The sequence below is a fragment of the Thiobacillus sp. 65-1402 genome (genome assembly GCF_001897685.1).
Classification (GTDB): Bacteria; Pseudomonadota; Gammaproteobacteria; order Burkholderiales; family Thiobacillaceae; genus Thiobacillus.
The window spans coordinates 1-18726 of the sequence record NZ_MKUG01000181.1; the positions used below are offsets into that span (position 1 = coordinate 1).

Consider the following 18726-nt stretch of genomic DNA (forward strand, 5'->3'; position numbering starts at 1 on the left):
GGCGGTAGGGTGGAAGTGAATTGCCTGGTGGCACGGGAAGAAGGCGCTCCCCATGGCGTGAAGCCGGTGGAATGGCGGCTGTTGACCAATCGGCCGATCGACAGCTTCGAAGCGGCCACCGAATTGATCGACTGGTACCGGGCGCGCTGGGAGATCGAATTGTTCTTCCATGTCCTCAAGAACGGCTGCCGCGTGGAGGCTTTGCAGTTGAGCACGGTGGAACGTCTGGAACGCGCCCTGGCGCTGTTCATGGTGGTGGCCTGGCGGATTGCCCGGCTCATGCGCCTGGGGCGTACCTGCCCCGATCTGGATGCGGCCTTGCTGTTCGAGCAGGATGAATGGCAGGCGGCCTATATCCTGAATCGGAAGAAGGTGCCGAAGACACCACCCAAACTCAACGAACTGGTGCGCCTGGTGGCGATGCTCGGCGGTTTCCTGGCGCGCAAGGGCGACGGCGAGCCGGGCGTGAAGACCATTTGGCTTGGCCTCCAGCGCGTCATGGATTTCGCCGCAGGAATCAGATTCGCTCGCGAGGCTCATGCACTATGAGTTGTGTGTAATGGAATGCGTTTATAGGGGCCGAAGTAAGGTTGAAACGAGCCAATAGCCTCGGTGTGATAGTCACCAACAGTGCCTTCTGGTGAACCAGGTTCAGGTCGATATCGTCTCAATCTCGAACCAAATGCTGCTTTCGAAAGCACGGCATCAAATTTGTGGCCAACCAGATTGACCCATAGTGCCGACAGCACATGCATCTCAACAGGGAAGTCTCCAACCAGGCGAAACTCCGGTGTCAGATCATGCGTCTCGCATAAACGACTAAAAGCGCGCGCCGGATCAGAAAAGAAACCGTGCCCATCTGATATTTCCTTACCTTGCTTCGGTACAAGTCCTAGCTTTTTTGCTGCAAGACGCGGCTGGCCCAAATTCTCTGTCAACAACGTATTAACTTCCCCAGCTTGCAGTCGTGTTAGCAGAGTTGCCAGCTTTTCTGGCAACTGCTTCTCGTAATCAACAAAATTTCTTGCTATGCATATCGAGTGTTCAAAAAAACGGTCGGCTTTTGCTTTGCGATAGGCATAGAAAAGATCACGCAGCTGAAGTGCCGACCATGAATCAATCATCGTTTTTGTCATTTATCGCCCAGTCTTATGATTGCAGTGACATATGCTTCAGCAACTACGCCACCGTTACCTGGCCGTTCATCAGCAACGGCAGCAGCCAGTCGCGGAGCTGGGTTAGTTCCCTGTTTTGCTGGTGGTGATTTTTGATCTGCAAAAACAGTGGTGCCGCGAGGTTCGTATAAGCCTCTAATGTTGATTCATCAGGCAACACCAAGAGTGACTCATCAAGCACCCCCTTGTTTATGTGTGGTTGTTGCGCCCCAGTTCTCAGTGCCATTAGTCGAGGTATTTCGCGAACCAGGTAAGGGTAGATCAAGCTATGTTTCAACTTGCCCGTTTCTAAAATGCCAACGACCGATTGATTCGTTGCCGCTTCAATTCCGAGTATCGATGCTCGAAGATGACGAACAATTGAGAGAATCACAGTTCCTTGAGGGAGAAGTTTCGCGGGCGAGTTCTGCAGCCCCAACTTTGAAATTCGTTCATCAGGATCTACGACGAACAGACTTGGGTTCTCTCCCGAACTCAGCCAATTCACCTCGCCCGGAGTCCAATATTCCACCTGTTCTCTTGACGGAGTACCGCCGAGGTGCGTTTTGAAAGTCTCGCCAATTGTCGAGTGCCGCCACCCCGCCGGAATCTCCCGTTTCAGGGTGGCGTTGTAGACCATCTTGCCGCCGGAGGACTGGTAGGGCTTGCCGTTGGCGTCGGGAAAGTCGAACTGCACGAACCAGTAGTCGTACAAGGTCTTGGCCATCGACTCCAACTCGGCGTTGATGCGGTTGTTGCAGTCGATTTTTTTGTCCAATAAATAAAGCAGATCGCCTATCGCTTTTTGGCAGGACTTCGTTGGGTGGCGAACAAGAATATTCGAAAACGTTTTTGCAGATATTCCCGCAACGGTTGAGCCAGAGTTATTTCTGAAGATTTCTTTCTGGCCGATGGGGCACTGAAGGTAATATTTTAGGTATTTGTTATCTACGTTCGAAGCGGGACGCAATGCATAAAGCCGTTGGCTTAGAACAATTTTCTCATCGGAGTCCCAAAGCATTACCTGCCCAGAAGGTGCCTCCGACGTGAGCAATAAATCGCCGCGCCTAATCTCTTCTTTCATCCATTTCTTATAGAGCTCTTCGTCAACATAATTAATGGAATCCAACTTATCCAAGCCACTGAACTTCACGTTATTAGCAGACAAGGCTCGGTATCCCTTACGAGCCCAGTCTCCACCGAGCTTCTTGGGAGTTTTTCCGCGATAGTCGATTACTTTTGAAAGGCATTTCGACAAAGGAGTTACGCACCAATCATTTCTCATACCGCACCCCCACCAACTGCTTTCGTATCTCCTTCTCCAAGCCCGACGATTCCTTAAACAGATCGATCAGCTTGTCGGTAAAACCCTGCATCTTGTCTTTGAACTGCATCGGCGTTAGGTCCACATACTCGATCTTCACCACGAAATACTGCCCGGCGCTTAGGCTGTAACTCTTGGCGGCGATGTCGTCATAGCTCACCACCACCGAGAAATCTTCCACCGCCTCTTTACTATTGAAGGTGGCGATGATGCGTTCCTCTTCGGCCTCGGAAAGCAGGGTTTTCTGGTTCTTGCCGTCTTTGACCTTGGTGCCGAGGCTGGACGCATCTAGCAGTACTACGCCTTCCTTATTGGCATCATCGATGAAGAGGATGGAGACATTGGTGCCGGTGGTGGCGAAAATGTTGCTGGGCATGGAGACCACCCCGGCCAGCATCTTGTTGTCCACCAGATGCTCACGAATCTTTCTGTCGATGCCGCTTTGCGCGGTGATGAAGCCGGTGGGCACCACCACCGCCGCCTTGCCGCCGGGTTTGAGCGAATGGACGATGTGCTGCAGGAAGAGCTGATAGATGGCCATCTTGTCTTTGGCCTGCTTGGGGATGTTGGGCACCCCGGCGAAGAAGCGCTCTTTGTTCTCCTTGGTGTCCAGCTCGTTCCTGAAATCGGAAAAATCCATCTTGAACGGCGGGTTGCTGACGATGTAGTCGAACCGTTTCAGCGCCTTGCCGTCCCGATGGTAGGGGTGAAGCAAGGTGTTGCCCTGGATGATGTTGGGGATGGAATGGACCAGGTTATTCAAAATCAGGTTCAGGCGCAGCAGGCTGGATGACTTCTGCGAGATGTCCTGCGAGTAAATGGCGCAGCGCTGCTCGCCGATTGCGTGGGCCAGGTTCATCAGCAGCGTGCCGGACCCGGCCGAGGGGTCGTAGCAGCTAACGTTTGCCACCTTGCCGCGTACCTTATCCGGCACCAAGATGGCAGCCATGATCTTGGCCACGGCGTGCGGAGTGTAGTACTCGGCGTATTTGCCGCCGCTGTCCTTGTTGTAGTCCTTGATCAGGTATTCAAACAGCGCGGCGTAGAAGTCGTATTTCTGGGTAAAAATGCGCTCGAAGCTAAATTCCACCAGCTTGTTGATGACGGCGCGGCAGAAGGCGTCGCGCTTGGACGGATCGGAAATGTATTCGCTCACCCGGTCGAACAGGGTGACCTTGGCGCCGCCATCGGTCTTGACCGCGAAGATGTCGTTGTTGGTGATGGCGATGTCGCGCAGGGTGTCGTCGAACAGCTTGGCGAACTCCGGCGCGTTCTGGCGGCCGAACAGATGGGCGATGAAGTGCTCTGGCTTCAGGCGGGCGGTGTCCGGTCCCATCTGCAGTTGCAGCATTTCCAGTTCGTCGGCGCCCATGGCGATGATTGCCTGTTCCCAGCTTTCGGCCTTGGCCAGTTCCGCGTTGATCTTCTTGGCCTCGAAGGCGAACTTGTCGTTCAGGAATTTGTAGAGGAAAACCTGAGTGATGATTTTGAATTCGTTGCCGTCGTTGCCGAGGCCATAGGCGGCGCAGATGCCTTTGAGGCTGTCGATCAATTGCCGAGTGCGTTGTTCAAATTCCTGCGTTACCAAGTGCGTACTCCTGCTCTGTTGCCAGATGCAAATTCATTCATGTATTCGGTCACTACCAGCCGGTTGATGGTGCGGGAGGCGTCCGGGTTGAGTTTGATTTTTTGCCGGGTCTGGAACTCGCCGATCACCAGCGGCATCATCATCCGTTCGAAGTAGCTTTCGTTGGTCAAAAGCTGGGTGTTCTGCAACACCTGGTCGTCGGCCTGCTGCTTGACGCCCGAGAGGGCCTCGAAGATGCGGCGCTCGGTTTCCGACAGAACCCCTCCCTCCAGTAGCCTTTTGTGGATGCGGGTGTATTTGGTGTCGCCGTGGTATTTAGATCGCAGTTGGTTGTTCTGCCGGTTGAGTTCTTTGACCTTATCGTGGATCGCGTTGAGCGCGCCAATGTTGGCAGTCATTTGCTCCTGGCTGACTTCGTTCAGTTTCTTTTTCTTGAAAAGCCGCTCCAGTTCTTCTTTGAGGGTGATGAACTTGGGGTCTTGTGGGTCAAAGTTGTCGGCCAGCGCTTCGCGGGTCTGGCGCAGCGTGCTTTTCAGCTTGTCGGCCAGAACCAGCTCTTCTTCTTTGACCTTGGTGAACATGAAGAGCACGTCTTCGAGGGCGACATTGAGCAGGTTGCTGGTGTCGGCGCTGGACTCGATGCTTTCCTTGAGGTTGAGCAGGTCGAGGTGGTTGCAGGTTTCACGGTAAAGCTGATTCAGTTTCTGGAAGTCGAGCTGCTGGAGCGCGGCATATTCACCCTGCAGGCGGATGAGGTTGTAGAGATCTCTGGCATCGGCCAAGGCCTTTTTGAGGGCCAACACCGGGGCACGATCCTGAATCTGGCTGATTTGCCGCGAAAACTCCTCGGCATTTTCGATATTGAAGCTGAACAAGGCATCCTTGATCGCCTCGATTTCTTGGGCAATCTCCTCGGTGGACTTGAACAGATTGGAGTAATGCTCCAGTTCATCGCCCAACTCGGCCTGCAGTTCATCAAAATAGGCCTTGTTGGTGGCGTCGAACTCCTTACGGATGTCGGCAAAATCGACGACATAGCCGTAGCGGAAATCCTTGTAGGGGCGGTTGACCCGGGTCAGTGCCTGGAGCAGGTTGTGTTTACGGATTACCCGGCCGAGGTAGAGCTTTTTCAGACGTTTGGCATCAAAGCCGGTGAGCAGCATGTTGTAGACGAAAAGCAGGTCAATCTTGCCAGCCTTGAAGTCTTCTACCCAATCTTTGCGTTCTTCTTTGCTGCCCACATCGTGCAGGATTAGTGCGCCGTTTTTCACCTTGTTGGCAAGCAGGGTTCTGGCGGCGTAACTGTCGGGCTGTCGGGCTGCCATTACCTCTTGTGATGAATCATGCAATGCGTTAGTGGGCTGGGGCTGATCCACATAGATCGTATTGAAGATATCGAACATCTTTCTTGCCTGCTCAGCGCTATCGCAAATCACCATGCCGCCGATAGTGGCGTCGTTCAGCGCACTACGGCTCTTTTCAAAGTCGGTGATGATGTAATCGAGCATCGGCTCAACAAAATGCGGGTTTGCATAAATGAGCTTGCGGTCGATATCACCTTGCTTTAGCTCAACAGCTGCGAGCGCCTCTTGCAGTGAGAGCTTGTAGTTGGTGGCGATCTCTTCGCGGATCAGGCGCAGGGTGTAGCCGTCGGCGATAGAGGCGTTGTAGTAATACTTGTGAATGTAGTCGCCGAACAGGGCGCGGGAATTGTAGTCGTCACCGAGGAGCGGTGTGCCGGTGAGGCCAATCTTGATTGCATTACGGTCGGACTGGCTCAGGTTGGCGAGGAAGCTGCCCTTGGGGTTGTAGCTGCGGTGGACTTCGTCGAGAAAGTAGACACGTTGGACGTTGACATCGTAATCCTCGGTACGGACCACATCCGGGTCATCCTGGAACTTCTGGATATTGACCACGGTGATCTCCGGCCTGCCGGAGAAGTTGTGCAGCGCCTGGATTGCCTTGATGTCGAGAGCGAAGGCTTCCCGGGTATCGATGGTGTGGACCGTCAGGCCACGGCCGGAAAACTCCCGTTGTGCCTGGATGAGCAGGTCGAGTCGGTCAACGATGAAGTAGAACTTGGGAATGATGCCCCGACGCTGATAGTAGTCGGTCAGAAAGCGGGTGTTGTAGTAGGCCAGCGCAGTCTTGCCGCTGCCTTGGGTGTGCCAGATGATTCCCTTGCGCACGCCGGCGTCGAGCTTGCGCTCGATCGCTTTGGTGGCGAAGAGCTGGGGGTAGCGCATGACGTGCTTGTGCAGGCCGTCAGCCTCATTCACATATACCAAGGCGTATTGCAACAGGAACGACAAACGCTCGCGGCTGAACAGGGAGGTGCATATCCGGTTGGTCGGCGTTTGGGGCGTCTTGTTGCTGATGAATTCAGGGCTGTGCTTGATGACGTTGAGGTTGTTGTCGCGGAGCACCTCGTTTTCGACTGCATCGTCCTCGTCGGCCAGCAAGTCGGTCAGATTCAGATCTTCCTCTTCACGGAAGTAGTTAAAAATCGGTGCGTCATACGACGGGCTGGCATAAAACGCGCCCTCGATGGGCTGCGGCGAGCCGTCTTCGTACTCCATGTTGTTGGAAAAAACCATCAACTGGGTGATGTTGATAAAACGGCGGAAGCGGGGGTTGCGGCTGCGCGTGATGATGCGGTTTCGCTCGGCCAGCACGCCTTCGCGGTTATTGGGTTTTTTTACTTCAACGAAGGCCAGCGGCATTCCGTTGATGAGCAGCGTTATATCGGGCCTGAACTCATCATCGCCATTCTTGCAGGGCAACTCGGTGACCACATGGAAGCTGTTGTTTGAGAAATCAGTAAAGTCGATCAGCCGGGTGCCCGAGCGCTCTGTGAGCTTCTCGTAGAAGGCCTTCCCGAGGTCTTCGTTTTCCAGCGTGAGTTGGACATCTGCCAACAGGCGCTCAATGTCGTCACGGTTAATACCCGGGTTGATTTTCTCAATGGCAGAACGAAACAAGTCCGGAAAAATGTTGGTCTCTTCATCCCAAACTGCATTCTTGAGGGAAAGGTAGCGATAGCCAAGTCGAACCAGATGCAGAATGCAGGGGATTTTTACCCTTGAGTCTTCACAAAACGCCTTCAAACCAGCCTCGCTAACTGTTTGTTTAGGTGAAAATTTATCGAAGCGTAACTATTCCGGCTGATATGGCGCTCGATCGGCGGGTTGCCCCAGCACGGCAAACCGGCAGGCAACCCCTTGGTGTATTTGTCGGACTGGGTTTCGACGCCGGTGAGGATGACGCTTTCCTTCTTGGCATCGATCACGCCGGCCGCCTTGCCATCCACATACATCAGATAGTCGGCGAAGCCGTGGCCAGGGAGCGGGAATTCGCGGACAGCGACGCCGCGCGCGGCGTGGATGTTGGCGGCGCTGGCGTCGCAGACGTGCCAACCGGCCGCCTCCAGCAGCCAGTCGATATTCCCCCTCGCTTGTTGTTCTGGCTGTGGCGCCAAGACACCCCCTTATTTGTTATCAAGGGGATTCTCGCATAGGTCGTCAGCTTATCGACTGGACATGATCACCCCAGCGGCGAAGGCGGCTGCCAGATCCCGTCCCACGCCGCCTGCGCCGACATCCTCACCCGCTCCTGCAGCGTCATCTTCCGCTGGTAGCTCACCTGCAACACCCTGCCCTGCTGGCAGGCGCGGCGGATGACTTCGTCGCTGGTGCCGAGTTCGTCGACCAGCCCCAGCTCCAGCGCCTGGCTGCCGAGCCAGGCTTCGCCGGTGGCGACCTTGTCGATGTCGAGCTGGCGGCGCTCGTGCACGAATTCGCGGAAGCGTGCGTGGATTTCCTCCAGTTCCTCGCGCAGCTTGGCGCGGCCGGCTTCGGTGTTCTCGCCGAACACGGTGACGGTGCGTTTGTATTGACCGGCGGTGAACTGTTCCCAGTCGATGTCGCGCGCCTGCAGCCAGCGGTGGAAGTTGGGCAGCTGCGCGATGACGCCGATGGAGCCGATGAGCGCGAACGGCGCGGCGACGATCTTGTCGGCGGCGGCGGCCATGAGGTAGCCGCCGCTGGCGGCGACGCTGTCGACCATGACGGTGAGCGGCAGTTGGGCGTCGCGCAGCCGCAGCAGCTGGGCGGCGGCGAGGCCATAGCGGTTGACCATGCCGCCCGGGCTTTCCAGCCGCAGCAGCACGGCGTCGCCCGGTTTCGCGACCTGGAGGATGGCGGTGATCTCTTCGCGCAGCGCAACGATGGCCGAGGCGCGGAGGTCGCCCTTGAAGTCGACGAGGTAGCTGCACGGCCCGGCTTCCTCCTGCTGCCGCGCCTTGTGCTCGGCCTTGCGCTGCTTCGCCAGGTTTTTGAAAACCTTCTTCGGCAGCCGCGCCGCCTCGATGCGGTCGCCGGCGACTTCGAGCTGGCGGTTGATGTCGGTGACCTGGATTGCGCCGGGGTGCCTGCCCTTGCGGCGCGCCAGCGCGACCAGCCCGGCAGCAAGCGCAATGGCGGCCAGCACCAGGGTGGCGGCCTCGGCCAGGAATAGCGCGTAGTGCGCGGCGAACCCGTTCATCCCGGGATGCGCTGCGCGCCGGAACCGCTGTCGGCCTGTGTGATGCTGAGGATGGTTTTCATGGCGGACTCCTCGTGGGTGCGTTGACGGGCTGATTCAGTGTAGCAATGGGGGCAGGAAAGCGCGGGAGACCAGGGCGTCCCCTTGTCAGGGCTTCGACGGGCCCAGCCCAAACGCTGGCCAGGTTCGGTGGATTGTCGGGATGCACGTCGATTTCAACCGCCCTGCCCTCACAGCACCTGGTTGACCTCGAACACCGCATCGATGCCCTGCCCGTTCCAGTGGTATTCGAGGTAGGCGGCGTGCAGGCAGTTTTTCACGATGCCGGTGCGCAGGGCGGCGAGGCATTCGCCGCCGGGGTGGCGCACCGAGGGGTACACGATGCCGAGCGCGCCTGCGGCCCGCAGGGTGCGGCCGATGCCCTGGGCGTAGGCGTAGTCGTCGGGGTCGACGATGCGGGGGTCGCGCTGGCTGGCCTCACGCAGGTCGACCGCCCGGCCCTTCGCTTCCACGCTGTAGAGCCGCATTGGCAGGCGCATCGGCGGCTCGGCGGTGGCCTGCATGAACAAAGTAGAGTGGTAGCGGGTTTCGGCGATGGCGGTGCCGCGCTTGCGGGCGCAGTAGAAGACGCCGTAACGGCCGTCGCTGAAGCGGCTGCCGTGCGGGTTGAGATGGGTGAAGGCGGCCATGATGCAGGTGCTACCGGGGCCGAACAGCCTTTCGTCGGGCGGGACCAGGCTGATCTCGCCGACTTCATCGCGGATGCGGTCGTTGGTCATGGCCTCCAGTGCATAGAGGGCGTCGAAATCCTCGGCACGGGCGACGCGCTCGAACAGGCCGACCGCAGGATAACGGCTGGGAATGACACGAAAGGCGGGGTTCCAGTTCAGCCGCGCGGTCGGATAATTCAAGCCCAGCCGCCCCGCCGGGCGTCGAGATACTGGCGCACCGCGACCAGGTCGGCGACGTTGCCGCCGAGCATGCGGTCGAGCGCGCTCTTGCCGCCGAAGAGCGGCGCGCTGTTGGGCTTTTTCACCCAGGCGTCGGCGGCATCGGCGGCTGGCAGCAGGATCTGCAGCGCCTTGTAGATGCCCAGGATGTAGGACAGGCGTTCGAGCGTGTCGCGCTTGAGGTCGGCGGACTCGGGGGCGGACTTCCATTTGAAGAAGGTCGAGCGGCCGGGCGCGCCCAGCAGCACCATCTGCGCATCGGCGTTCAGGCCCCAGTCGCGCGCGATATTGAAGAACGCGCGCAGACCGGCAGCGGACAGCTCGCGGCTGCTCGGCTTGCTCTGGAGCTTGGCGGCATTGGCCGTGCTTTGCATCACGCCTCCACGTAAGTATCGCTTCGAACTATTCTAATTAAAATAGTCCATTTATGGACTTTTTGCAACGCCGGGGCGGATAAGCGTACTGGTTTGCCAAGGGCGGGCGCGGATGATGCCCGGCAGAAGATCCCGGGCTTTAATCTTTTTAAGCACGGTGTCGTGATGAACCGGATCGGTATTGCGACTTCATTTAAGGCAAGCCCTGCGCTGCCTCGTCGTTACGCGCTACTTCCCCGTCTCCTCGTCGAGCTTCTTCAGATGCGCCAGCTTCTCGGCGATCTTGCCTTCGAGCCCGCGCGGGGTGGGCGCGTAGAACTGCTGTTCCTGCAGGTCGTCGGGGAAGTAGCGTTCGCCGGCGGCGTAGGCCTCGGGCTCGTCATGGGCGTAGCGGTAGGCGCGGCCGTAGCCGAGTTCCTTCATCAGCTTGGTGGGGGCGTTGCGCAGGTGGATGGGAACGTCGTTGGAAGGGTTGGACTGCACGAAGGCGCGCGCGGCGTTGTAGGCGACGTAGGCGGCGTTGCTCTTGGGCGCGCAGGCGAGGTAGAGGCAGGCTTCGGCCAGCGCGAGCTCGCCTTCGGGTGAGCCCAAGCGTTCGTAGGTTTCGACCGCGTCGAGCGCCAGGCGCAGCGCGCGCGGGTCGGCCAGGCCGATGTCTTCCGAAGCCATGCGGATCAAGCGGCGGCCGAGGTAGCGCGGGTCGGCGCCACCGTCGAGCATGCGCACCAGCCAGTACAGCGCGGCGTCGGGGTCTGAGCCGCGCACGCTTTTGTGCAGCGCGGAAATCTGGTCGTAGAAGGCTTCGCCGCCCTTGTCGAAGCGGCGCAGCGACTGCGCCAGCGCGTTCTCGACGAAACCGGCGTCGACTTCCTTCACCTTGGCGGTGCGGGCGGCGGTGTCGAGCTGTTCCAGCAGATTGAGGAGCTTCCTGGCGTCGCCGTCGGCGTAGGCGGCCAGCAACTTGTCGACGCCCTCCCCCAGCTTCAGATCCGGCAACTCCTGCAGCGCGCGCCGCATCAGCTGGCCGAGCTCGTCGGGGGTGAGCGATTTCAGCACGTAGACCTGGGCGCGCGACAGTAGCGCGCCGACGACCTCGAACGAGGGATTCTCGGTGGTGGCGCCGATGAAAGTGAAGAGGCCGGATTCGACGTGCGGCAAAAACGCGTCCTGTTGCGACTTGTTGAAGCGATGCACTTCGTCGACGAACAGGATGGTAGTGCGGCCGATGGTCTGGTTCATGCGCGCGCGCTCGACCGCCTCGCGGATGTCCTTGACGCCGGAGAGCACGGCGGAGATGGCGATGAAGTCGGCGCCGAAGGCCTGCGCGGTGAGCCGCGCGAGCGTGGTCTTGCCGACGCCGGGCGGCCCCCACAGGATCATCGAATGCAGCTTGCCGGAATCGAAGGCGAGCCTGAGCGGCTTGCCGGGGCCGAGCAGATGCGTCTGGCCGACGACGTCATTCAGGCTGCGCGGGCGCAGGCGCTCGGCCAGCGGCGCGCGGGGGTCGTCGCGCGCGGGTTCGGGCGCGGCGGTCTGGAAAAGGTCGTCAGTCGCCAATGATGTCGGCGCCTTTCGGCGGGGTGAAGGTGAAGCGCGACGGCGCGATGGACGGGTTGCGCGCAAAGCGCGACAGCTTGAGCGTGGTGCGCTGGCCGAAATAGTCGAACAGCTCCATCTGCACCAGCACGTCGCCCTTGAAGCCCATGCGGATGCGCTCGAAGGTGGTGTCGCGGTTTTTGGGGGTGGCCTCCAGCCATTCCAGGCCGTCGCTCCGCCCCGCGTCTTTCAGGCTGAAGTATTTTTCGATGGCGTCGTCGCCGGCCAAGAGCGCGGCAGGCGTTCCGGCGATGACGTCGCCGAGCGGCTTGACCGTGACCTGGTCGAGGTCGGCGTCGTACAGCCACAGCCTGCTGCCGTCGCCGACGATCACCTGCTCGTACGGCGTGCTGTAATCCCAGCGGAACCTGCCGGGGCGGGCGAACGCCATCTTGCCGCTGGCCTGCTGGGTGACGCGGCCGGACTTGTCGGCGACGCTCTGGCTGAAGTCGGCCTCGGCGGTCCTGGCGCCGGCGATAAAGGCCTTCAGGCGGTCGATGCCGCCGGCGTGGGCGATCATGGGCAGTGCGAGGGCACAGGCCGCGATCAAGTGTTTCAAGCGCAATGGTTTCAAACCGGGTTCTCCAAAGGTGGCTTGCTTTGAGGCGGTCGAAACGCCCGCGGGTTCCCGCCCAAAACAAAACCGCCCTGCACTATATCGTGCAGGGCGGCCAGGGGTGAAGCCCGATGGGTCAGACAATCAGCGGAACGATCAGCAGCGCCACGATGTTGATGATCTTGATCAGCGGGTTGACGGCCGGGCCGGCGGTGTCCTTGTAGGGATCGCCCACGGTGTCGCCGGTGACGGCGGCCTTGTGCGCTTCCGAGCCCTTGCCACCGTGGTTGCCTTCCTCGATGTACTTCTTGGCGTTGTCCCAGGCGCCGCCGCCGGTGGTCATCGAGATCGCCACGAAGATGCCGGTGATGATGGTGCCGAGCAGCACGCCGCCGAGCGCCTTCGGCCCGAGGATCAGGCCGACCAGCACCGGGACCAGCACCGGCAGCAGCGACGGCACGATCATTTCCTTGATCGCCGCCTTGGTCAGCATGTCCACCGCCTTGGAGTAATCCGGCTTGGCGGTGCCCGCCATGATGCCGGGGATTTCCTTGAACTGGCGGCGCACTTCGACCACCACCGAACCGGCGGCGCGTCCCACCGCTTCCATGCCCATGGCGCCGAACAGATAGGGCACCATGCCGCCGATGAAGAGGCCGATGATCACCATGTGGTCGGACAGGTCGAACATCGTGACGCCGCCGGTCTTGGCTTCCAGCGCATGGGTGAAGTCCGCGAACAGCACCAGCGCGGCGAGGCCCGCCGAGCCGATGGCATAGCCCTTGGTGACGGCCTTGGTGGTGTTGCCGACCGCGTCGAGCGGGTCGGTGATGTCGCGGATCGCGCTCGGCAGCTCGGCCATTTCGGCAATGCCACCGGCGTTGTCGGTGATCGGGCCGTAGGCGTCGAGCGCAACGATGATGCCGGTCATCGACAGCATGGCGGTGGCGGCAATCGCGATGCCATACAGGCCGGCCAGTTCGTACGAACCCCAGATCGCCAGGCACACCGCCAGCACCGGCGCCGCAGTGGACTTCATCGACACGCCGAGGCCGGCGATGATGTTGGTGCCATGGCCGGTGGTCGACGCCTGCGCGATGTGGCGCACCGGGCTGTATTCGGTGGCGGTGTAGTACTCGGTGATGACGACCATCGCGGCGGTGAGGCCGAGACCGATCAGCGCGGCGTAATACAGGTTCATCGCCGGGATGACCGAGCCGTCGTTCATCGCCAGGCCGTCGCCGAACATCATCGTCGTCACCGGGTAGAAGGCGATCAGGCTCAAGCCGCCCGCCACGGCGAGGCCGCGGTACAGCGCGTTCATGATCTTGCCGCCCTCGCGCGCCTTGACGAAGAAGGAGCCGACGATGGAGGCGACGATCGACACCGCGCCCAGCACCAACGGATAGATCACCGCGCCGCTGCCGGCCTGGCTCGCCATCAGCACGCCGAGCAGCATGGTGGCGATCAGGGTCACCGCGTAGGTCTCGAAGAGGTCGGCCGCCATGCCCGCGCAGTCGCCGACGTTGTCGCCGACGTTGTCGGCGATGACCGCCGGGTTGCGCGGGTCGTCCTCGGGAATCCCCGCCTCGACCTTGCCCACCAGGTCGGCGCCGACGTCGGCGCCCTTGGTGAAGATGCCGCCGCCGAGACGCGCGAAGATGGAAATCAGCGAGCCGCCGAAGCCGAGCCCGACCAGCGCATGGATCGCTTCCTCACTGCTCGATCCCATCATGGTCAGCACGGCGTAGTAGCCGGCCACGCCCAGCAGACCCAGCCCCACCACCAGCATGCCGGTGATGGCGCCGCCCTTGAAGGCGACGTTCAGCGCGGCGTTCAGGCCATGCGAGGCCGCTTCGGCGGTGCGCACGTTGGCGCGCACCGACACGTTCATGCCGATGTAGCCCGCCGCGCCGGAAAGCACCGCGCCGATCAGGAAGCCGATCGCGGTGTGGCTGCCAAGCGCCAGCCACAAGGCCACAAACAGCACCGCGCCCACCATGCCGATGGTGGTGTACTGGCGGTTCAGGTACGCCTGCGCCCCCTGCTGCACCGCCAGCGCGATTTCCTGCATGCGCGCATTGCCGGCGGGCTTCTTCAGGATCCAGCCGATCGATGCCACCCCGTACAGCAAGGCCAGTATTGCGCTGGCCAAAATCCACACCAATTCCATCTGCATTGCTTTTCCTCCCTATGGCTTAATTACACAAAACAAAACGGCAGCTCGCGCTGCCGTTTCACTCACTTGCCCATTGCCAGGCCACCCTCGAAACGCGTGCCCGGCTCAAACCCGAACACCCGGTCGAGCTGCAGCTCGACGATCAGTTGATCGACCGCTGCCTGCCCGTGCTCGCGCTGCACTTCGGACAAGATCAGCTTGGCTGAATTGCCGTTGTAGAAGCCGCCGAAGTCGGCTTGTACTTTGAGCAGTTGGCGGGCTTTGTCTAAGGTCATTTTTGTAGGGGCTAGGATTTAGGGCCTAGGGGCCAGGGGGTTTCGTGCGGCTACACCGCACCTTTCAAACAAGGCGCGGGCGTGGCCCGCGCAAACTCCCCTAATCCCTAGCTCCTAGTCCCTGGCCCCTCTCAGAGTTTGAACGCCGCCAGCTTCTTCGCGACCGCCACGTTCTTCAGCGTCACGTACACCGGCAGGCCGTCCTTGTACTTCGGATAGTCCTCACCCTGGATCAGCGGCGTCAGATAGCGTTTGCACTTGTCGGTGATGCCGAAGCCGTCTTTCGTGATGAAGTCGCGCGGCATGAATTTTTCAACGTTGGCAACGTCCTTCAGGTCGGCCATGCCGATCTTGTACTTGTAGGGCTTGTCGGACAGGCGGTCGACCGTCGGCATCACCGAGTTGTGGCCCTTGACCGCCAGCTCGACCGCCTTCTTGCCGAGCTCGTAGGCCTGCTTGACGTCGGTCTTCGAGGCGATGTGGCGCGCGGCGCGCTGCAGGTAGTCGGCGACGGCCCAGTGGAACTTGTGGCCGAGCGCGTCCTTGATCATGTTGGCGACCACCGGCGCGGCGCCGCCCAGCTGGGCGTGGCCGAAGGCGTCGCGGGTGCCCTGCTCGGCGAGGAACTTGCCGTCCGGGTAGTGGCAGCCTTCGGAGACGACGACGGTGCAGTAGCCGTGTTCCTTCACCAGCTTGTCGACGCGGGCGAGGAACTTCTTCTGGTCGAATTCAATTTCGGGGAACAGGATCACCACCGGAATGCCGTGGTCCTCGACCAGGCCGCCGGCGGCGGCGATCCAGCCGGCGTGGCGGCCCATCACTTCGAGCACGAACACCTTGGTCGAGGTCTTGGCCATCGAGCGCACGTCGTAGCTGGCTTCCAGCGTCGACACGGCGATGTACTTGGCGACCGAGCCGAAGCCGGGGCAGCAGTCGGTGATCGGCAGGTCGTTGTCGACCGTCTTCGGCACGTGGATGGCCTGGATCGGGTAGCCCATCGCCTCGGACAGCTGGCTGACCTTGAAGCAGGTGTCGGCCGAGTCGCCGCCGCCGTTGTAGAAGAAGTAGCCGATGTTGTGCGCCTTGAACACCTCGATCAGGCGTTCGTATTCGCGCTTGTTGGCTTCCAGCGACTTCAGCTTGAAGCGGCAGGAGCCGAACGCGCCCGACGGCGTGGTGCGCAGCGCGGCGATGGCGGTGGCGGATTCCTTGGTGGTGTCGATCAGGTCTTCGGTCAGCGCGCCGATGATGCCGTTGCGGCCGGCGTAGATCTTGCCGATCTTGTCCTTGTGCTTGCGCGCGGTTTCGATCACGCCGCAGGCCGACGCATTGATGACCGCGGTGACGCCGCCGGACTGCGCGTAAAAGGCGTTCATTTTCTTCGCCATGGTGTGGTCTCCTTAGACTTTTAATTCAACGCAATAAACAGGGTTTTTTGCATGACAAAAAGCCAGCGGCGAGGCTGGCTTGAATAATCAACTGTTGCCGGATGTCTCGCCCTCGGCCAGGCGCTTGGCTTCCTCGTCGGCCTGCATTTTCAACAGCGTGGTGACGCAGTCGCCGATGTCGTCGTATTCCTCGCGCCCAGTGGAAAAGCGATCGCGGATGCGATAGAAGAACATGCTGCGGTAGCGCGAATCGCCGGTTTTCGACAGCACGAAATGGCAGCCGTGCTCGTTCCAGTAAAAGCCCGGGCACAACGTCAGTTCGCGGTCGTCGATGTGCAGGCGGATTTCGGTCTCGACGTCCTGGATCTCGACTTCCCTGCCGTAACGCTCCTTCACCGCGCTGGAGACGATCCAGCGTTCGGTGTCGGTCGGCGGGGGGATCTGCTGCGGCATCGGAGCGGTCGGCCTGGTTTCAGTCAGCCGAGCGCGGCGAAGATGGCATCGCGGATGCCTTCGACCTTGCCGACGCCGGAAACCTTCACGTATTTGGGCGCGCCGGCTTCGCCGCGTGCCGCCCAGTCGCCGTAGTACTTCACCAACGGCTCGGTCTGCGCGTGGTAGACGTCGAGGCGCTTCTTCACGGTCTCTTCCTGGTCGTCGTCGCGCTGGATCAGGTCCTCGCCGGTGACGTCGTCCTTGCCGGCCACCTTGGGCGGGTTGAACACGACGTGATAGGTGCGGCCCGACGCGACGTGGACGCGACGGCCCGACATGCGCTTGACGATCTCTTCGTCGGCGACGTCGATCTCGACCACGTAGTCGATCGGCACGCCGGCGGCCTTCATCGCCTCAGCCTGCGGAATGGTGCGCGGGAAGCCGTCGAACAGGTAGCCGTTCTTGCAGTCGGCTTCGGTCAGGCGGGCTTTCACCATGCCGATGATGATGTCGTCGGAGACCAGGCCGCCGGCGTCCATGATGGCCTTGGCCTTCATGCCGAGTTCGGTTCCGGCCTTGATCTGCGCGCGCAGCATGTCGCCGGTGGAGATCTGCGGAATGCCGTATTTTTCCTTGATGTAATTGGCTTGCGTGCCCTTGCCCGCGCCGGGGCCGCCCAACAGAATCAAACGCATTACTTAATCTCCCTTGATATGGATATCTGAATGTGCCAAACCGCGCTAGCCTAAGCCAAGCGAGAGTCAAGCAAAACTTAAAAAATTTTATTGACGGATTCAAGAGGCTGCTATGCAGCCGCAAACAGCGCGCGGACCCGCGCCAGATCCTCCGGCGTATCGACCCCCGGGGCCGGTGCGACGGGCGTGATGCCGAGGCTGATGCGGTGGCCGTGCCACAGTACCCGCAACTGTTCGAGCATCTCGCAGCGTTCCAGCGGCGAGCTGGCAAGGCCGGCATAGGTGCGCAGGAAACCGGCACGGTAGGCGTACAGGCCGATGTGGCGCAGCGCGCCGAGCTCGTGCGGCATGGTCTGCTGCTCGGCAAACGCGTCGCGCGGCCAGGGAATCGGCGCGCGGCTGAAATACAGCGCGTAGCCGGCTTCGTCGGCCACCACCTTGACGACGTTGGGATTGACGAAGTCGGCGTGGTCGTGGATCGGATGCGCCAGCGTCGCCATCACCGCATCGTCGTGCAGCACCAGCTGGCGCGCGGCTTCGCGGATCAGCGCCGGGTCGATCAGCGGCTCGTCGCCCTGCACGTTGACCACCAGGGCATCGTCGGGCCAGCCCAGGGTTTCGGCGACCTCGACCAGGCGTTCGGTGCCCGACTGGTGCGCCGGCGAGGTCATCAGGGCCGGATAGCCGGCGGCCTCGACCGCCTGTTGCACGCGTGCGTCGTCGGTGGCGACCACCACCGATTCGGCGCCCGCCTGCAAGGCACGCTCCAGCACGTGCAGCACCATGGGGCGCCCGCCGATGTCCGCCAGCGGCTTGCCCGGCAGTCGGCTCGACGCATAGCGCGCGGGAATGACGACGCGGAAATGCATGGGGGCGTCGCCGCTAATTGCCGTGAATTTCGTCGGGGTCGAGCGGACGCGCTTCTTCCGGCAGCATCACCGGAATGTCGTCGCGGATGGGATAGGCGAGGCGGCACGCACGGCACACCAGTTCGTGCGCGGATTTCTTCCATTCGAGCGGGCCTTTGCAGACCGGACACACAAGAATTTCAAGAAGTTTCGGATTCATCGACAAGAGTCCTGTAGTTCGGAGACGCACCCGCCGTTTCGGGCTGTTGCGACTTGCTTTGATAAAGATGGATGTCGGCGACCGACAGCAGCGTCACCAGGTCGTGGCCGTCGCGCGGGGCGTGGCTGACGCCCAGGCTCACCGCCATCGGCAGGCCGTTGCTGCGGCTCCAGGCTGCGGTACGCACTTCGATGCGCTCGAAAATCTGGCGGACGGCGGCGGCCTCGCGCAGCGGCAGGATAGCAACAAATTCGTCGCCGCCCCAGCGTCCGCACACGCCCGTCTCGGCCGATTCGCTGAATATCTGCGCGAATTCGGCCAGCACGCGGTCGCCCGCACCGTGGCCATAGCGGTCGTTGACCGACTTGAACTGGTTCAGGTCGGCAAACAAGACGGTGGCCGGGCTGCGCGTATTCGTCTTGTCGAAGATGCTGTCTGCTGCGGCAAGCAGGCCATGGCGGTTGAGCAGTCCAGTCAGCGCATCGAAGCGGCTGCGGTAATCGAGCTGACGCCGCTGTCCCTCGATGCGCCCCATCAGGATGTAGGCGTACAAGGCCAGGGTGACCCAGAACACGCCGAAGAACACATCGCCCGCACCGATC

Annotated in this window: 19 protein-coding genes; 1 reads left to right on the forward strand and 18 read right to left on the reverse strand. The window is 60.9% G+C overall.

From position 1 onward, the window contains the following. A partial coding sequence (locus BGO62_RS13470; protein ID WP_296643401.1) for an IS4 family transposase occupies window positions 1–549 on the forward strand: 549 nt, incomplete at its 5' end. Here the strand turns inward: BGO62_RS13470 and BGO62_RS13475 are convergent. The 18 genes from BGO62_RS13475 to BGO62_RS13560 all read right to left on the reverse strand — a co-directional run. Then, complete coding sequence (locus BGO62_RS13475; RefSeq protein WP_296643403.1) at window positions 537–1136, reverse strand: hypothetical protein; 600 nt, start codon at window positions 1134–1136, stop codon at window positions 537–539. The two genes, BGO62_RS13470 and BGO62_RS13475, sit on opposite strands and share 13 nt — an antisense overlap. 43 nt (window positions 1137–1179) lie before the next feature. After that, the gene (locus BGO62_RS13480) at window positions 1180–2322 is read right to left on the reverse strand and encodes a restriction endonuclease subunit S (RefSeq protein WP_296643405.1); all 1143 of its coding nucleotides are present in this window, start codon (window positions 2320–2322) and stop codon (window positions 1180–1182) included. A 106-nt stretch (window positions 2323–2428) separates the two neighbouring features. Next, the gene (locus tag BGO62_RS13485) at window positions 2429–4030 is read right to left on the reverse strand and encodes a class I SAM-dependent DNA methyltransferase (RefSeq protein ID WP_296643407.1); all 1602 of its coding nucleotides are present in this window, start codon (window positions 4028–4030) and stop codon (window positions 2429–2431) included. A gap of 29 nt (window positions 4031–4059) precedes the next feature. Then, complete coding sequence (locus BGO62_RS13490) at window positions 4060–7173, reverse strand: type I restriction endonuclease (protein ID WP_296643409.1); 3114 nt, start codon at window positions 7171–7173, stop codon at window positions 4060–4062. Beyond that, complete coding sequence (locus BGO62_RS13495) at window positions 7170–7544, reverse strand: hypothetical protein (protein WP_296643410.1); 375 nt, start codon at window positions 7542–7544, stop codon at window positions 7170–7172. The genes BGO62_RS13490 and BGO62_RS13495 overlap by 4 nt, the downstream gene beginning before the upstream one ends. 65 nt (window positions 7545–7609) lie before the next feature. After that, complete coding sequence (gene sohB / locus BGO62_RS13500; protein ID WP_296643412.1) at window positions 7610–8608, reverse strand: protease SohB; 999 nt, start codon at window positions 8606–8608, stop codon at window positions 7610–7612. Window positions 8609–8838: 230 nt separating this feature from the next. Next, the gene (locus BGO62_RS13505) at window positions 8839–9519 is read right to left on the reverse strand and encodes an RES family NAD+ phosphorylase (RefSeq protein ID WP_296643414.1); all 681 of its coding nucleotides are present in this window, start codon (window positions 9517–9519) and stop codon (window positions 8839–8841) included. Continuing rightward, window positions 9516–9932 carry an MbcA/ParS/Xre antitoxin family protein gene (locus BGO62_RS13510; protein WP_296643416.1) on the reverse strand — a complete coding sequence of 139 codons (417 nt, stop codon included), beginning with the start codon at window positions 9930–9932 and terminating at the stop codon, window positions 9516–9518. Before BGO62_RS13510 ends, BGO62_RS13505 begins: the two co-directional genes overlap by 4 nt. A gap of 228 nt (window positions 9933–10160) precedes the next feature. Further along, on the reverse strand, window positions 10161–11489 hold the full coding sequence (locus BGO62_RS13515) for a replication-associated recombination protein A (RefSeq protein ID WP_296643418.1): 1329 nt from the start codon (window positions 11487–11489) through the stop codon (window positions 10161–10163). Continuing rightward, window positions 11479–12087, reverse strand: a complete 609-nt coding sequence (gene lolA / locus BGO62_RS13520) for an outer membrane lipoprotein chaperone LolA (RefSeq protein ID WP_296643419.1) — start codon at window positions 12085–12087, stop codon at window positions 11479–11481. The genes BGO62_RS13515 and lolA overlap by 11 nt, the downstream gene beginning before the upstream one ends. Before the next feature lie 133 nt (window positions 12088–12220). Continuing rightward, complete coding sequence (locus BGO62_RS13525; protein ID WP_296643421.1) at window positions 12221–14263, reverse strand: sodium-translocating pyrophosphatase; 2043 nt, start codon at window positions 14261–14263, stop codon at window positions 12221–12223. A 62-nt stretch (window positions 14264–14325) separates the two neighbouring features. Next, window positions 14326–14538 (reverse strand): hypothetical protein, encoded by a 213-nt coding sequence (locus tag BGO62_RS13530; RefSeq protein WP_296643423.1) that lies wholly within the window; start codon window positions 14536–14538, stop codon window positions 14326–14328. Between the two features lie 131 nt (window positions 14539–14669). Next, window positions 14670–15926 carry a 6-phosphofructokinase gene (locus tag BGO62_RS13535; protein ID WP_296643425.1) on the reverse strand — a complete coding sequence of 419 codons (1257 nt, stop codon included), beginning with the start codon at window positions 15924–15926 and terminating at the stop codon, window positions 14670–14672. 87 nt (window positions 15927–16013) lie between these two features. Beyond that, window positions 16014–16379, reverse strand: a complete 366-nt coding sequence (locus BGO62_RS13540) for a hypothetical protein (RefSeq protein ID WP_296643427.1) — start codon at window positions 16377–16379, stop codon at window positions 16014–16016. Window positions 16380–16402: 23 nt separating this feature from the next. After that, window positions 16403–17056: an adenylate kinase gene (gene adk / locus BGO62_RS13545; protein WP_296643429.1), complete on the reverse strand. Its 654-nt coding sequence runs from the start codon at window positions 17054–17056 to the stop codon at window positions 16403–16405. 110 nt (window positions 17057–17166) lie between these two features. After that, window positions 17167–17925: a 3-deoxy-manno-octulosonate cytidylyltransferase gene (gene kdsB, locus BGO62_RS13550; protein ID WP_296643431.1), complete on the reverse strand. Its 759-nt coding sequence runs from the start codon at window positions 17923–17925 to the stop codon at window positions 17167–17169. A 13-nt stretch (window positions 17926–17938) separates the two neighbouring features. Continuing rightward, window positions 17939–18124 (reverse strand): Trm112 family protein, encoded by a 186-nt coding sequence (locus BGO62_RS13555; RefSeq protein WP_296640450.1) that lies wholly within the window; start codon window positions 18122–18124, stop codon window positions 17939–17941. Continuing rightward, the coding region (locus tag BGO62_RS13560) for a GGDEF domain-containing protein (protein ID WP_296643434.1) at window positions 18105–18726 on the reverse strand (622 nt) is incomplete at its 5' end. The genes BGO62_RS13560 and BGO62_RS13555, both read right to left, overlap by 20 nt.